Source organism: Vallitalea okinawensis, assembly GCF_002964605.1.
GTDB lineage: Bacteria > Bacillota > Clostridia > Lachnospirales > PQDH01 > Vallitalea_A > Vallitalea_A okinawensis.
The window spans coordinates 123,566-139,403 of sequence record NZ_PQDH01000003.1; the positions used below are offsets into that span (position 1 = coordinate 123,566).

General features: G+C 32.3%; 20 protein-coding genes. 3 read left to right on the forward strand and 17 right to left on the reverse strand.

The window, feature by feature from the left end; genetic code table 11:
- Window positions 1-36: 36 nt before the first annotated feature.
- The 11 genes from C1Y58_RS10050 to zapA all read right to left on the reverse strand — a co-directional run bounded on the left by C1Y58_RS10050 (window position 37) and on the right by zapA (window position 9,128).
- Complete coding sequence (locus tag C1Y58_RS10050; protein WP_105615908.1) at window positions 37-594, reverse strand: GNAT family N-acetyltransferase; 558 nt, start codon at window positions 592-594, stop codon at window positions 37-39.
- 76 nt (window positions 595-670) lie between these two features.
- Window positions 671-1,039: a YybH family protein gene (locus C1Y58_RS10055; protein WP_105615909.1), complete on the reverse strand. Its 369-nt coding sequence runs from the start codon at window positions 1,037-1,039 to the stop codon at window positions 671-673.
- Window positions 1,029-1,283, reverse strand: a complete 255-nt coding sequence (locus tag C1Y58_RS10060; RefSeq protein ID WP_105615910.1) for a hypothetical protein — start codon at window positions 1,281-1,283, stop codon at window positions 1,029-1,031. Before C1Y58_RS10060 ends, C1Y58_RS10055 begins: the two co-directional genes overlap by 11 nt.
- Before the next feature lie 100 nt (window positions 1,284-1,383).
- Window positions 1,384-1,659: a YciI family protein gene (locus tag C1Y58_RS10065; RefSeq protein WP_105615911.1), complete on the reverse strand. Its 276-nt coding sequence runs from the start codon at window positions 1,657-1,659 to the stop codon at window positions 1,384-1,386.
- Between the two features lie 4 nt (window positions 1,660-1,663).
- Window positions 1,664-2,230 (reverse strand): flavodoxin family protein, encoded by a 567-nt coding sequence (locus tag C1Y58_RS10070; protein ID WP_157950039.1) that lies wholly within the window; start codon window positions 2,228-2,230, stop codon window positions 1,664-1,666.
- A 124-nt stretch (window positions 2,231-2,354) separates the two neighbouring features.
- Window positions 2,355-2,663, reverse strand: coding sequence for a hypothetical protein (locus C1Y58_RS10075; RefSeq protein WP_105615913.1), 309 nt, complete (start codon window positions 2,661-2,663; stop codon window positions 2,355-2,357).
- A gap of 92 nt (window positions 2,664-2,755) precedes the next feature.
- Window positions 2,756-3,202 (reverse strand): NUDIX hydrolase, encoded by a 447-nt coding sequence (locus tag C1Y58_RS10080; protein WP_105615914.1) that lies wholly within the window; start codon window positions 3,200-3,202, stop codon window positions 2,756-2,758.
- Window positions 3,203-3,380: 178 nt separating this feature from the next.
- Entirely contained in the window at window positions 3,381-4,778 is a 1,398-nt protein-coding gene (locus C1Y58_RS10085) for a peptidoglycan D,D-transpeptidase FtsI family protein (protein WP_105615915.1), read from the reverse strand.
- A complete protein-coding gene (locus C1Y58_RS10090; protein ID WP_105615916.1) occupies window positions 4,750-6,093 on the reverse strand; it encodes an FtsW/RodA/SpoVE family cell cycle protein in 1,344 nt (447 codons plus the stop codon). Before C1Y58_RS10090 ends, C1Y58_RS10085 begins: the two co-directional genes overlap by 29 nt.
- A 1-nt stretch (window position 6,094) precedes the next feature.
- Window positions 6,095-8,452: a U32 family peptidase gene (locus C1Y58_RS10095; protein ID WP_105615917.1), complete on the reverse strand. Its 2,358-nt coding sequence runs from the start codon at window positions 8,450-8,452 to the stop codon at window positions 6,095-6,097.
- Window positions 8,453-8,516: 64 nt separating this feature from the next.
- Window positions 8,517-9,128 (reverse strand): cell division protein ZapA, encoded by a 612-nt coding sequence (zapA, locus tag C1Y58_RS10100; protein ID WP_105615918.1) that lies wholly within the window; start codon window positions 9,126-9,128, stop codon window positions 8,517-8,519.
- A 323-nt stretch (window positions 9,129-9,451) separates the two neighbouring features.
- Here zapA and C1Y58_RS10105 point away from each other — a divergent pair, with 323 nt between their 5' ends.
- Together C1Y58_RS10105 and C1Y58_RS26415 are read left to right on the forward strand one after the other, a co-directional pair.
- On the forward strand, window positions 9,452-9,961 hold the full coding sequence (locus C1Y58_RS10105; RefSeq protein WP_105615919.1) for an RNA polymerase sigma factor: 510 nt from the start codon (window positions 9,452-9,454) through the stop codon (window positions 9,959-9,961).
- A gap of 2 nt (window positions 9,962-9,963) precedes the next feature.
- On the forward strand, window positions 9,964-10,125 hold the full coding sequence (locus C1Y58_RS26415; RefSeq protein ID WP_157950040.1) for a hypothetical protein: 162 nt from the start codon (window positions 9,964-9,966) through the stop codon (window positions 10,123-10,125).
- Here C1Y58_RS26415 and ruvB read toward each other — a convergent pair.
- The 6 genes from ruvB to C1Y58_RS10135 form a co-directional block, all read right to left on the reverse strand.
- A complete protein-coding gene (gene ruvB, locus C1Y58_RS10110; RefSeq protein WP_105615920.1) occupies window positions 10,122-11,123 on the reverse strand; it encodes a Holliday junction branch migration DNA helicase RuvB in 1,002 nt (333 codons plus the stop codon). The two genes, C1Y58_RS26415 and ruvB, sit on opposite strands and share 4 nt — an antisense overlap.
- A 16-nt stretch (window positions 11,124-11,139) precedes the next feature.
- Window positions 11,140-11,745 carry a Holliday junction branch migration protein RuvA gene (gene ruvA, locus C1Y58_RS10115; RefSeq protein ID WP_105615921.1) on the reverse strand — a complete coding sequence of 202 codons (606 nt, stop codon included), beginning with the start codon at window positions 11,743-11,745 and terminating at the stop codon, window positions 11,140-11,142.
- Window positions 11,746-11,909: 164 nt separating this feature from the next.
- Window positions 11,910-13,154, reverse strand: a complete 1,245-nt coding sequence (locus C1Y58_RS10120; RefSeq protein WP_105615922.1) for a glutamate-5-semialdehyde dehydrogenase — start codon at window positions 13,152-13,154, stop codon at window positions 11,910-11,912.
- A 158-nt stretch (window positions 13,155-13,312) separates the two neighbouring features.
- Window positions 13,313-13,867 carry a 5-formyltetrahydrofolate cyclo-ligase gene (locus C1Y58_RS10125; RefSeq protein WP_105615923.1) on the reverse strand — a complete coding sequence of 185 codons (555 nt, stop codon included), beginning with the start codon at window positions 13,865-13,867 and terminating at the stop codon, window positions 13,313-13,315.
- Between the two features lie 177 nt (window positions 13,868-14,044).
- The gene (locus C1Y58_RS10130; RefSeq protein WP_105615924.1) at window positions 14,045-14,470 is read right to left on the reverse strand and encodes a hypothetical protein; all 426 of its coding nucleotides are present in this window, start codon (window positions 14,468-14,470) and stop codon (window positions 14,045-14,047) included.
- A 9-nt stretch (window positions 14,471-14,479) separates the two neighbouring features.
- On the reverse strand, window positions 14,480-14,677 hold the full coding sequence (locus C1Y58_RS10135; RefSeq protein ID WP_105615925.1) for a DUF896 domain-containing protein: 198 nt from the start codon (window positions 14,675-14,677) through the stop codon (window positions 14,480-14,482).
- Window positions 14,678-14,810: 133 nt separating this feature from the next.
- Between C1Y58_RS10135 and C1Y58_RS10140 the strand changes: the two genes are divergently transcribed.
- Window positions 14,811-15,806, forward strand: a complete 996-nt coding sequence (locus C1Y58_RS10140) for a hypothetical protein (RefSeq protein WP_105615926.1) — start codon at window positions 14,811-14,813, stop codon at window positions 15,804-15,806.
- The last annotated feature ends 32 nt before the right edge of the window (window positions 15,807-15,838 follow it).

Genomic DNA, 15,838 nt, shown 5'->3' on the forward strand with positions numbered 1-15,838 from the left:
TGGATTACTTCATTCCATGAGATTTAATAGACATTCTTATTCAATTTCTTTTAAGATAGCATATAACTTAACATCATAAAAGTTATCTTCTTTCTTATTATAACCTCTTAATATTCCCTCAAATTCCATTCCGACCTTTTCCATAACCCTAACTGAAGGATGATTATCAACATGACATATTCCTTCTATTCTATGTAAATGCATTGAAGAAAACCCAAAATCAACGAGTTTTCTAGCTATCTCAGAGGCATAACCTTTTCCCCAAAACGCCTCATTCAATGTGTAGCCTATTTCACCTCTGCATGAATTTTGATTAATATTTACATAACCAGCAGTTCCAATGAGTTTATTATCACTCTTATTCACCACACCCCATATTAAGCAAGAATGACTTTTATAGGCATTGACATAATAGTCTACCACCCTTTTTGAATCCTCAAGAGTATTATGATTACTCCAAGATGCATACCTAGCTACATTAGGATTTGAAGCATACTCAAAAATATCTGCAACATCTTCCTCAGATACTTTTCTTAATAACACTCTTTCAGTTTCTATTACAGGCAAATTCTTCATTAGTTCTTCCACTGACATCTTTCTCACTCCCGTCAACTATTTATTTTTTATACTTATAAAATATTATACATGAAATAGTTGTATGAGAAAATGTTTATTTAAAGAAAGTATTTTGATCAAAGACTAATAACCATTGATCTTTAAATTTCTTGAAAACTAAGTTTAAATAGTAATTGATCTTAATAGGTTGACCTTCTGGATCACAATCTCTATAATTGATTTTGAGCAAGGCTGAACACATATCTACACTCTCGATAACTTTTAATAGTTCATAATGCAGACTCCAATCCTCGTCCATAAACCAGTCTTGATGAAAAGATTCAAACTTCTCTTTTTCATCAATAATATTACCATCAGGCATAATTAAAACTACTTCTTCTTTACTAACCGTTGATAAAAATATATCTAAGTTCTTATCTTTTATAGACTGTAGATGTAATTCTAAAGTATCTTTAAATTCCATATGCTTTCTCCTTCTTTGCATTCTTTTCATTACCTCTTTTAAAATTACCAGTTATTTTTGCCATAATGAGTTGGGCTTCTTGAGGGTTAGCAGATGTTACGCGTTTTATAAACTTATCACTTTCTTTTCCCCTTAATATTTTTACTTGCTTTCCATGCCAATACAAAAATACTTTTTTGTCCTTGGATAATCTGTATGAAAAGACTTCCTCGTCAATCACTGTCTCTATATCGGTATTACTCACTCTTCAAACCTCCCTGTCGAAAAGATAATTGATTTATAACTATTTATATCATATTCAAGAATCTCTAAACAAGGGTTAGAATGTTTTTATCCATTTTAGCTTAACCAATTACTATCTCCCACTCAACTAATTCGTAAGTATATAACTTTCTATTAATCAATGGATCTCCATCACAGATTAGCTTTGCTTCCTCCATACTATCTGCTTTAAAAATAATCATGCCGCCATCTTTGTTCTTAAATCCACCACCTTTAAAATATCTACTTTTAGCTACTCCCTCTAAGTATCTTATATGTGCATCATAGTCACTTCTTTCAACCTTTTTACCTTCAACTTTATTATCCGTTCTAATATAGTAAATCTCACCTTTACTCATTTATTCAGCCCTCCATTAATTTCACATGATTCAAAAGATTTTCAGCAAAATTTTCAATATATTTTAAACTTTTATCATTCTCCATTATATCGCCTTTTTTTGTAGCAAAACCTATATTCCAATAATCCGACCCTATTACCACCATGTTATTTACTAAAAAGAATTTAATTAAATCAGTTATTGCTGCTAATTGACCCGCTTCTCCACCAATAGCAAATCCACCTCCGAATTTTCCGGATAAGGATCTACCATTATTAAATGCAACCATTGTTAATCTTTGAATGAATGCCATTATTAAAGATGTTGGCATACCAACGTAAACAGGTGTTCCAATAACTAAACCATCATAGTCTAGTACTTGCCTATATAGTCTGTTAAAATCATCTTGTAGAATACAGTTATCCCTATCCCTACATTTATTACACCCCTTACAATGATGAATGATTTTATCAGATAAGCAAACTAAATCTGTCTTAATACCTCTAATTTCTACCTCTTGACTACAAAACTCTAATAACATTTCTGTATTTCCTTTTTTCCTTGGCGACCCGCTTATCAAAAGAATATTCATTGACATTATCCTTTCTATTACATATTCTTACACTTACATGTTTACAACTAATAACTATAAAAATACTATAACAAATAAAATATGACAACTTAATGTCATATTTCATTCAAAAATTTTCTCTATACTATTCAAAATAAATACACTGCAAGTATCTGCCTTCTCCTTTTTTATATTTAGGTTTTTGAAAGACTCCTTCTTGTATGAGGTACTCATTAATTTCACCAAAAACTTGTTGCCATAATTCATTTGCAATTTCCTCTAGTTGGATACCATGTTTGATAGCAGTAAGTCCATTCATACTTAGAGAAATTTGACTAAAGAATTTTACAATTTCTTCATCAATGATACCTAAAATAAAGTCTTCTAATTTCAACAGAACGCTCTGTTCTTGATTAGTGATAACAGGAAACAATTGAATTTTCTTAAACTGCATAATTGCACCTTCTATCCTAAAGATTTAAAATGAGAAAAGGTATGTAATCTCCTTTGAGATATCATACCTTTTGAAAAAAATATCTTGTCTATTCATTTTTTATACTTCCACATATAGCTTTTACGCATGCTCATATACTCTTTATAAGCCTTTTCCATGATTTGTCGTTCATCATTAAATTTTAGCAAATGATAGGCTTCATGGAATTTATAATAACCTGCATCCATGAAGTATTCTTCTCTCTGAGGCTTGCAATAAAAACTATCAGATTTCATTAGATACCAATGCACATTTTTTACGATTACATCATTACTACCTTGAAACGAGTATTGACTTTTACCTATATACTTTATAATTTTTGCATCTGCTCCAGCTTCCTCTTTTACTTCTCTAATTGCTGTCTGACTAAAATCCTCACCAGGTTCAACAGTTCCTTTAGGCAAAACCCAACCAAAATATCGGTGTTTATAATTTTTATATAAAAGGAGTATCTTACCGTGATAGATTACCACCCCTCCACAACTTGTCGCTTCTATCATATTTTGCCTCCTGTTAACTGTAATTTACTGTATAAGATTCAACATTAAACCTTATTTCTTATTTGCTAATCTTTCAATAGTATACCTCTTTTATTATGAATTTTCAACTGTAATCCTGAAAGTAATGCATTCCGTATTAATAAGAAAGCATGTCGGCACATCGCTCTCCAAGAGCAGTCTAATGATAGTAAGCATCAAATAATTGATGAGCAATAGGTATGGCAGTACTCGACGAATTTCCACCTTCTTCAACGATTACTGTTATTACAATGTCTGAATCTCCAGATTCTGAGTAACCGATAAACCACGAATGATCATTTGGTGTTTCATTTTGAGCTGTTCCAGTCTTACCATATATTTTGATATTCTCATCACCAATATCAACTTTTTGCCCTGTTCCTTCAACAACTACACTTCTGAGGAGTTCCTGTAAAGCAATAGCTTCTTCAGGTGTCATAATGGTTTTATAGATTGAAGGAGTAAACTTTTCTACAATCTTATCATCGTCATCTTTATTAATATTATTTCTATCTACTACATAGTCTATTACATAAGGCGTGTATACTATTCCACCATTTGCTATCCCACAAGTGATTATAGCCATTTGCAAAGGAGTAACCAAGTTTTTTCCTTGTCCTATAGATGTTTCTGCCAACTCTTCTCCCGACATACCAGAGGAGTACCCAACTGTACTTATACTTGTGACAAAAGGTAAATCTAAAGGTTGGTTAAACATAAGTTGCTCACTGACTTCAAGTAGTTTTTCAGCTCCCAAACTATTACCCACATGAGCAAAAAAGGTATTACATGAAACAGTAAAAGCATGAAGCGTATTTTCTAAACCGTGAGCCTTTTCATCGAAACAAGCAATTCGATCATGGTTAAATACGTCAAATCCTTCACATGTATACGTATAACTTTGCCAGCTGTTATCTTTGATCATGGCTAAAGCAGGGATTATTTTGAATGTCGAGCCTGGTGGATATAATCCTTGTGTTGTTCTATTAAGTAATGGTGAATTATCACTATCATTGAGCTCCGTCCATCCATTAAGTACTTCATTAGGATTTGGAGATGGTTTTGAAACCATGGTAAGAATCTTGCCAGTAGTAGGTTCAATGATTAAAACTGCTCCGTTATAACTTCCTAATGCTTCATAAGCTAATTGTTGGAGTTGAATATCCAATGTTGCCACAACATCATAACCTCTTGGTGTACTATTATTTAGTTTATCACGAATATCATCAAATATACTTTTGCTTGGAACAAGGTACCTATTAGCTGATGACTCAAGACCTGTTTTAATTGGAGCATTATACCCAACAACATGGAAAAACTCTTGATTTTGAGGATAATAACGTTCACCAATCTCAGTACTCATTGCCAAAACAATTCCGTCCTTGTCCAAGATACTACCTCTGATCATTTCATCCTCTCGTATGGATAAACGAGGATTATATTGGTTTTCACCTGCTTCAATATCTACTTCCATTACGATATAAATCAAATAGATAATAAGTGCTAAAAACAATAAATAGAATATAGCTTTAATTTTGTTTTGTGGTTTCGTGCTCATTAATCTCACCTTTTAAATAGATACTTTCTATAACGGCTATCATAATCAGGGAAGCAAGTATCGAACTGCCTCCATAACTTACAAGTGGGAGGGTAACACCTGTCACCGGTATAAATTTAATAACCCCACCAATAATCAGAAATACTTGAAACATAATGGCTATAGCTATTCCATAACTAATTAATTGATCAAATTTTCTTTTTGATGGTGCATGTGTAATACAATAGAATATCAACAAATATATGCAGATTATTTCGATGGCAACAATAAGTCCCATTTCCTCACTAATAGCAGCGTATATAAAATCCGTTGTTACTATAGGTATGTATCCAGGCATACCTAAGGTTAACCCTGTACCAAACCAACCTCCTTCAGAAATTGCAAAAAGGGATTGAGCTATCTGATACCCACTTGTTGAAATATTTTCCCAAGGATTCATCCATGCTTCTACCCTAACTTGTACATGCCCAAATAACATATACGATAGGTATGCACATAGGGAAACAGCACTTAATCCTCCTATTAAAAAGATATCCTTTTCCAAATAGAGATAAGTCATGAAAAGATAAATCATCATATAAATCAAGGCCCCACCAAGATCATTCTGTAAAACAAGTACAAGAACAAAGCATCCCGAAACAATACTTCCAATCATGAATTTTCTCATAGTAATGACTTTCCGATAGGTTGAAGCTAAAAAGAAAATCAATATTATTTTAACAAATTCCGAAGGTTGGAAAGTAAAATCGCCAATGACAACCCAGTTAGTTGCACCAAGTATATCTTCGCCAAAATAAAAAGGTAACACTAGCATAACTACGCCAGCTATACCATAAAGAATACTAAACCTATGAAATTTCAAGGGAATCCTTAAAAAAAGTATACATACAATTAAAGCAAAACTTGATATGATAATCCAAATGACTTGTTGATAAGCCAGCATATAATCTAAACGAGCTAAAAAAATAATTCCAGTTGATAAGAGTAGAATACACAGATTTAATAAACTATGGTTTATCTTTTTCAATTTTAAGTCCATGACAAAAAAAACAACCAATAAATAAGGAACATAATACATAAAAATCTGTCCTATGAAAGTCTCCTTGATATTTGAATTATTATTTCTGCTATTAACATAAAGGATTAAAAGACCCAAAAGTGTATATAATATGATGCACAATTGTTGCCAAATAACGCTTTTTCTACTTTTCTCTTCTCTCTTTAAATCGATTACAACTAGAATCAATGTGAATAGAATCAATATGGGAAATAAATAGCGGCTAATAGCTACAAGCGCATCAAAAAAAATATTCATATTATTCAACACCTCTTAAATAGTGTCCCCTTGTGAAACCTTTCTGCTCAATAATATCCAGTAAAACTGGGTCTACTTTTCTTTTCGTTAAAGCATCTTGGTAACCCTTGATAACTTTCATCATTAAGTCATCAGATTCATCAGTGAAACTAAGTCGAATACTATTCACTGGTAACTTCATCATCTGATCGCTATTCTTTAGTAAGCAAATTGGATGGATATTATAGATTAAACTGTTACAGTCTCTACAGTTTCTTAAAATTTTAAACTTATTATTCTTACGGTCCACTAATCTAAAGGATTTCTCTGAATTCATCTTACATTGGTCAGAGTCTTTAATAAGACATTGTTCAGTCATCATCATAGGCAGATTACCATAACCAAAATATTCCAATGTGTGATTCTCTCTAAGTTGAAGTATTTCATTATAACTTAGTTCTGTAGATAGTGTCATTGCTTCGATATTCTCCTCTTTCCAATGGATAAGGGCATAATTATTCATCAAGTTCAAAGTATAATCAACGATATATTTCTTTGAAGAGTTCTTTTTTACCCATTGCATTTGACCATAAGTACGGATTAAGTAACCATCTGCCATCAGTTCATCCAAAATAGCTAATCTACCATAGACCTTATTGCGACTAATATAAGGTAGTGCAATATATATATCTTTACCATTACGAGGCATATCTAATAATTCTCTTATTTCTTCAGTAGTAAAAGTTATTTCTTCTACATAAATGCGCTTAACAGCTTCATGTTCTAATGCGACTTTGAATTGCTGCTTATTTTGTACTAATACTGTCAATTCTTTCGTATCACATACTTCTTTATGCCCAACAGGTTTGTAGGATTGAATAGCATGATCTTCTTCATGAGCCATGATTTTTTCATCCATTAAAGCAATTGCTCTTCTTCTACAGTCATTCACCATAGCTATGGATACAAAAATCCCTTGATCCATATTCATATCTAGGTCCTTTATTTCGTATGCAGTATTACCTAATTTTTTTACTTGTTTGATGAGTCGTTCCTCAGTCACTGGACTCCCCTTAGCGGCTTCTACTATATCGCCATCAGCCACTACTTCATAATCCTCATTAAAGAAATGTATTCGAAAAGCCTGTCCCTCCGTAGCTATAACTCTAGCATTTACCTGTGTCTTCCGAGAACTCTTCTTGATAGTCTCTTGAATATTCTTTAATAACCGATGATCTTTTGTTCGATAAACAGATTGACCTTTACGAATAGATCCCTCTAATGTTACTGTAAAAGATTGGCCTTTTTTAACATCTTGCTTTAGCTGAAACCCTGGGTGCGGCTGCCGGTTTGTTAATATTTCAATACCATCACCTTTGTGTATGTCTTTATCAAATTGTAGTGTAATTCTATTGCCTCTGACGGCTGCTACATCACCAATTTTCACACCTGCATTTTTAGGATTTTTATCAAATATCATATCTTTTTTTGACTCATAATAACCTTTTGAAAAGCCACCACGATTAAATAACTGTGTAATATTTTCTTGATCTTCACCTTCAATTGTCACACGACCTGTAGCAAAATATTGCTCCATATATTTTCTATAGATAGATGTAACACCTGCAACGTATTCAACTCTTTTCATACGCCCTTCGATTTTAAAGGAGTGGATCCCAGCATCTAAAAGTTGAGGTATAATTTCTAAAGTATTCATATCTTTTAGACTCATTAAGTACTTATTCTTCTTGTAGATATTCTCATGATCTTTCTCCATATTATAAGATAACCGACAAGGTTGAGCACATTTTCCACGATTACCACTTCTACCACCAATAAAGCTACTCATTAAACATTGACCTGAATAACTATAGCATAAAGCTCCGTGTATAAAACATTCTATCTCTATATCAGTTTCTTTAACGATCTTATTGATTTCCTTAATAGTCAATTCTCGGGATAGCACCACTCTACTAAAACCTATTTTTTTAAGATAGCGTACACCCTCTATACTATGAACTGACATTTGAGTACTACCGTGTATCTCCATGTTTGGAAAGTATGTCTTAATGAGTCTAGCAAGACCAACATCTTGAATAATGCATGCATCAACACCTATATGATAGATTTCTTTCAAATACGCATATACATCTTCCATTTCACTTTCTTTTATTAATGTATTTAATGTTACATAACATTTCACACCTCTTGGTTTTGCATAAGATACTGCTTCCTCAATTTCTGCAATCGAAAAATTACTTGCATAACTTCTAGCGCTAAAATTCTTTCCGCCAAAATATACAGCATTACAGCCACTCTTTATTGCAGCATAAAGTGCTTCTAATGATCCGGCAGGCGATAATAATTCAGGTTGATTCATCGATTAACACACTCTTTCTACTTCAAAATAATCTAAGCACACGAGACGTGTGCTTAGTTAAATTCTATCCATGTTTATACTGATTTAATTCATTTTTATATTGAATAAGCTCTAATTGACACTCGTCTAAGAGTTTTTCATACTCAAGATTTTCTTCTTGCATCTTACCAAGTTCTTCTTTATAACTGTTAACCTCTTCTTGAAGTTGGTAAATCTGATCTTGGAATTTCTTTTCTTCACTTTCTTGTACTTCTTTTGTACTTTCTAATTGGGATAACAATTCATTTATTTTATTCTTAAAGTCTTTTGCTTCATCTATATAGATTTTTTCTTTCTCGCTCGTTTGCACAATTTTATTTTGTAAATCAGTTATTTCATTCAGATATGCTTCATTGCTCTTCTGACTTTTAATCTCATCTAATTCAAATTTCTTTAGCTGATCTTTAAGTAAATCAATTTCTTGTTGAAGTTTAAACAAATCGTCTGCAACATTAATTGAAGTCAATATAGCAATTAAATTCGTACTCAATTTTCGAGATGCCTCAGATTTTAATAACTCGTCCATCTTGTTATCTATGTACAAGGCAAGCCTTTGCATATATTCAGCTGATTCTTCACCAACTAAAGTATACACCTTTCCACCAATTAACACTTCGATCTTATTTTTATCATTCATGCAAGTTGCCCCTTTTATAAGTATTCATAATTAACCTAATTAATTTTTATTATAGCATAAATAAATTAATTTTTGTTATGTTTTTTATTTCATTTTAGTTTCTATATAGGTTTTCTAATAATAATTCTTTTATATTTTATAATATTTTTTACTATAAATCAATATTTTTACACAATAGTATGTCAACTTATATAAACTATTGTATATAACACCGATAACTTTTATAGCCAAGTAAAAAATGATGTATTGTTTTTCTTCCAAGTATTATGTATAATAGATTTTAAGTATAATTTTCTTTTATACCTATAGAAAGGGGTTATACCATGCATCATGATAAAGAAAAACTAAAACAATTATTTGATAAGTACAGTAAAGATATTTACAAGGTAGTCTTTTTTCTATGTGAAGACTCAGATCTAACTGAAAAAATAGTATCTGAAACTTTTATAATAGCCTATAATGATTTAAAGGAAATCAATAGTGATAATGATAAAGAAGTTAAATTAAAACTTTTAAATACAGCAACTAATATTTCTAAAAACCATTTACAAGGCGATAAAATATCATCACGTAAAGTTATTGCAAATTCTCACCTTAATGAAGGCTTACTATATGCCGATGAATATGAAGGAAACATACGCTCTGTTCTATCCAATGTAGATACTGAGACAAAAGAAATCTTTATTCATTATTTTTATGATGAAATGTCTTATAGTGAAATCGCTAATAAACTGGATATGAATGTAGAGATTGTGAAATATAAAATTGCTGGCTTAGATGAAATGCTACGTAAACAGTTACAAGATTATATACAACTGGTTAAGGAGTATTAGGAATGAAAGATACTAAATTTAGTAAGGATATTGTCGATGACTATGAGATAAAAGAGATACTATTGAAAAAAATTATTAAAGAAGAGCTAGATGAGATAGATACACCTGATCTAAGTAAATTATTTGATGTTATATCAAAGAAAATAAGTGAGGATAGAAATTAATCCTCACTTTTCTTAATGCCAAAATGTTTATAACCACTATTGGTTATGACCCTACCTCGTGCAGTTCGTTGCACAAACCCTAATTGTATTAGATAAGGTTCATTCACATCTTCAACTGTTCCAGCATCTTCACCAATGGTAGCTGCTAGTGTATCGAGACCAACAGGACCTCCACTATAATGTTCGATAATTGTCATCATAATTTTTCTATCTACTTGATCAAGCCCTGCTTTGTCTACTTCCATGGCATCTAAAGCCAGATTAGCTATGTCTTCTGTTATTTTACCATCAAACATGACTTGCGCATAATCGCGTACTCGCTTTAATAAGCGATTGGCTAGACGCGGCGTACCTCTTGAACGTTTCCCAATCTCAATAGCTGCTTCTTCATCAATCTCAGTTCCAAGTACTGATGTAGACCGTTTAACAATCTGAGATAACTCCTCTGTAGCATAAAATTCTAAACGTTGTATAACACCAAATCGATCTCTTAAGGGTGACGATAAGAGCCCTGCCCTGGTCGTCGCTCCAATTAAAGTAAAACGGGGTAAATCTAATCGTATGGATTTAGCACTTGGTCCTTTACCAATAACAATATCGATACAATAATCTTCCATTGCTGGATATAAGATTTCTTCCACCTGTCGATTTAAACGGTGTATCTCATCAATAAATAAGATATCGCCTTCATTTAAATTATTAAGAATGGCTGCCATATCTCCTGGCTTTTCAATTGCTGGCCCTGTAGTTACTTTAATGTTAACACCCATTTCATTGGAAATGATTGTTGCTAATGTTGTCTTCCCCAGACCAGGTGGACCATAGAGTAATACATGATCTAAAGCTTCTTTTCTAAGTTTGGCTGCTCGAATAAAAACAGACAGTATTTCTTTCACTTTAGATTGACCGATATATTGATCTAAGTACTGAGGACGTAAAGATCTTTCAATATCTTGCTCATCATCCACCAAGTTAACGTCTATTAACCTATTTTCCATATCTTTCACACCTTCATTAAATAGAAGCCAACTTTTTCAATGCTTCTTTTATGACTTCTTCTACGTGATCTTTCTGACCAACTAATGTCACAGCTTTAACAGCTTCTGCCTTACTATAACCTAAAGCTGTAAGTGCACTAATAGCTTCATTAGAATCGTAATTAGGTTCACCAATAGTCATGTTTTCGCCTACTTTACTTGGTGAAAATAGAAGCTCTTCTGTTTTGATTTTGTCTTTAAGATCAAGTATAATACGCCCAGCTGTTTTCTTACCCACTCCAGGCGCTTTACTAATTGCTTTAATATCTTCTGTGACAATAGCAACATATAGATCGCTGGGGGTTATTGTAGATAGTATGGCCAAACCACCTTTTGGTCCAATTCCATTAACCGTAATTAACTTCTTAAAAAGCTCTAACTCTTCATTTGTCAAGAAACCATATAAGTGTGCACCATCTTCTTTAATCTGCAAATATGTATAAACCAAAACCTTTTGTCCTATATTTGGTAGATTAAATATAGTCGACGAGGCAACTTGAATACTATAGCCAATTTGATTCACATCAATAACGATATGATCTTCACCAACTGTCATTAACGTTCCATTTATATACGTAATCATTTATCCAACTCCCTAGAACATTTGTTCTTAATTATTATATAGCAAAACAAGTTTCTTGACAAGTTTCCATTAGTATTTACTTAAATAGCCTATTCTTTGCCCTAATTATGTGAATAATTTGGACTTTGCATATCATAATACAAAGTTGGATGTAGATTAGCTCTTTAGTTCCTTATTTGCCCATTACCATAGATGATATATTTTGTAGATGTTAGTTCTTTTAATCCCATTGGTCCTCTAGCATGAAGTTTTTGAGTGGATATACCTATTTCAGCTCCAAATCCAAACATTTCTCCATCTGTAAATCTAGTTGACGCGTTAACATAAACTGCTGCTGCATCAATTTCTTCCAAAAAGCGTTCGGCATTGGTATAGTTTTCGGTGATAATCGATTCAGAATGCTTTGTATTGTACAAATTAATATGGTGAATCGCTTCATCTATACCATCAACAACTTTAATGGATAAAATATAATCTAAATATTCCATACCCCAATCTTCTTCTGTTGCAGGTATTAACTCCTTTACGATAGCTCTTGCTTGCTCATCCCCACGACATTCAACTTGTTCTTTAATACTTTCGTACAGCACAGTAATAAATTCTTTAGCTATGTTTTTATGGATGACAACACTTTCACAGGCATTGCAAACACCAGGACGTTGTGTTTTTGCATTCATTATGATATCTAATGCGTTAGATATATCTGCGGATTCATCGACAAATATGTGACAATTACCTACTCCTGTTTCGATAACAGGTACCGTTGAGTTTTGAATGACTGTCTGAATTAGTCCAGCTCCTCCACGAGGAATTAATAAATCTAAATAATCATTCATTTTCATCATTTCTAAGGCTGTTTCTCTGCTTGTATCTTCTAGTAACTGAACTGCTTCCTTTGGGAGACCATTATTAGTTAATGCTAGTTGTAATAGTCTAACGAGAGCTTTATTGGAATTGATAGCATCAGAGCCACCGCGTAAAAGAATAGCATTTCCTGTTTTAAAGCAAAGACCAAAAGTGTCAACTGTAACGTTTGGGCGTGACTCATAAATCATGCCGATAACCCCTATGGGTACTCTCTTTTGCCCTATTCTTAAGCCATTAGGTCTTTTTTTCATCCAAATAACCTCATTGACAGGGTCATCTAATCGAATGATCTTTCTTAACCCTTCTGCTATACTTTTTATTCTTTCTTCTGAAAGTTGTAAGCGATCAATCAATGATGACTTAATACCCTTTTCTTTAGCTAATGCAACATCCTTACTATTCTCCTCCAATATTTCCTTATAATAAAGTTCCAGTAAATTCCCTGCCTCCATAAGAACTTTGTTTTTTAAGTCGGTACTTAGATAACCAATTTGGCTGCTTATTTCCTTTGCCAATCTCCCTTTCAATAATAATTCCTTCATTGGATTTCCTCCTCATATATAGATTTTACTTCAACCCGAATGATTCATAATAAATATTAACGATATGTGCTGATTTTGGATTCTAAGGTGTTTAAAGGTTCAAAAGCAGTGTATAACGTAGATGAATTATTGTGAATAATTCGGATTCAATATTTAAATTATTTAGAAATGATTTTTTCTTCAGTTATAATATAATCCATGGCTACATCATGTTCTCGTATCTCAATAGGATCAACTAACTGGCAACTATAAGCTAGAGCTATCTTAGTTGTACTAAATTGACCTAAATAACGATCATAATAGCCACCACCATAACCTATACGACTTAGGTTATGATCAAAAGCAACACCTGGAACAATGATAACCGAACTATTTGTTGGTCGTATTTCCTCTAATCCTAAAACAGGTTCTAGAACCTTAAAATTTCCTTCTTCAAGATCATTGAAGTTATTAATGCGGAAGAATGACATAATTCCCTTATCAATTACTCTAGGTACCGCCACGGTAATCCCTTTTTGGAAAGCGTAATTCAAAATGGGTTTTGTATCCACTTCTTCTGGAAGAGATACATAAGAAAATAAACTATCTATTTCTCTATACTCAAGCAATAGTAGCAATTTTTTAAAAATTAATTCATTAAAAGCTTCACGATTCATAGGATGAAGATCTTTTCTTTTCTTTTTACTCAAGCTTCTTAACATGTCATAATCCATATGGTCATCTCCTTAGAAGAATGTAAAAATAAAAGTAGCTACGCTACGTCTTCCTATACGGAAGTTTATGCGTTAGGAAAGTTACCTGACATCAATTAAAGGATTCTGTTAAATTGATTGAATTATTGGACTTTCCTATAAGATAAGAATAGGCTTCCAAAAGAAGCCTATTTATGCTCACTGAATCTGTTGGTAAAAATATTGAATATCATCAAGAACCTGATTATAGACAATACCAAAAATTATTGCAAAACATATTGTCACGAGTAACAACACTAAGCTTAAGACAATTATTGATTTACCAAATTGCCTAGTATCACAATCCCTCTGCTTTATATAATAAACCCCTGTCATCAATCCTATGATCTGCCCTACGAAAGGTATTAAGCAAATTATACATGTACAGAAAACCTTCCATTGATTACTTACAGTAGTGAAGTCTTGATTTTTAGGTACAATTTTTTCTTTAATGTTTGATGATGTAAAAGTACTTTTTGTTTCATTTTTAATGCGGTATGTGCCAAGTTGATCACCTAGCCCACAATGAGGGCATGATGCTAATTCTTCATTATACTGTTTACCGCATCGTGTACAAATTTTCATTTAATCACCTCATTGTTTAAGTGAGCGGACATTACCTTCTTCGTCTTGAATTTTTACTGTATTCATTGTAGACTTAAAGTTTTTTCTGATAAGTCCAATGTATTCTTGACGAAGTGTTTTTTGTTCCTCCTTTTCGCTTTCAGTCAGACCTTCAGCTTTTTGCTTTTTATAAAGTTCATTGATACGGTCTATCTTTTTTTGTTCCATTACATGTTCCTCCTAATGATTTACTTCGCCTCAAGTTCTAGATAATTAGATTAAACCTGAAGACTTAATCATTATCTAATATGATACATTTTTTAGTTATTTTTAGAAATACTACTTTTAAAGAGGTGTTCATATGAGGCTAAAAAAAATATTGATTTTTTGTTTATTATTTATTTTAGTATTATTTAGTACAAGTTGTCAACAAGATAAGCAAAAAGAATTGATTTCATTAACTTCATACAATTCTCTTATTTCCTTGAATGACCTTTCTGTGGAAATCAGTGACTTACTAAGTAATATTGAAAAGAAAGATTATATTAAAGCAGCAGATATTGTTCTAACCATCCATGAAACCTGGGATCAACTCTATCCTTATATTTATATTTCAGGCTTAACTGATGATATGTCAACGTCATTTTCAAAAGACTTAAATGCAGTTTCAGAGATTATATTCTCTTATTCTACTGAGAGTAAAAAAAGAGAAGCTGAAATTGAGGCTACAAAAGCGCTCATTTACTTAGATAGTATTACAAGTGAAAAAGAGATTATTCAAATGCAAGAGAATATGCAAAATGAAAATCCTTCAGATTCCAATGAAAAGACCTCAGAGAATCAAAGTAATGATAAAAATGATATGGAGATGATGGATAAAAATAAACTGTCTTACCAAAACAGTAGCCTCAAGGAAGAAAACCGTTATCAACAGTTGAATAAAATTATATTACCTGAAGAAGTGTTAGCCAAAACATATCCAGAAATAACATTTGATGAAACAGATGCGTATGCTTATGCAGCTGCAGTACAATTAACTAAACACTTAGCAGACTTTTATTATATTATTAATGAATCGGATGAGGCTCAGTTGATTTACATGAAATACCTTTTTCAAGATATTGAGGCAAGTGCTCATAGTAGCGATTGGACACGGATGAATCAAGATATTGTTGACTTAACAACCCTATGGACTGAATTACGTCAGGTTACTGGAGATGATACCTCTGAGTTAGTCATTAAGTTAGATCAAAATATCTATGAAATAACTGAGATAAGTCAGTCTAGGAATGTAGAGATAATTAAAGTTAAATGTAAAATTGGCATCAAAAATGTAGAGGAATTATTAAATAAATAACGTGTAAGGAGCTAGCACATGAATAGGTATGC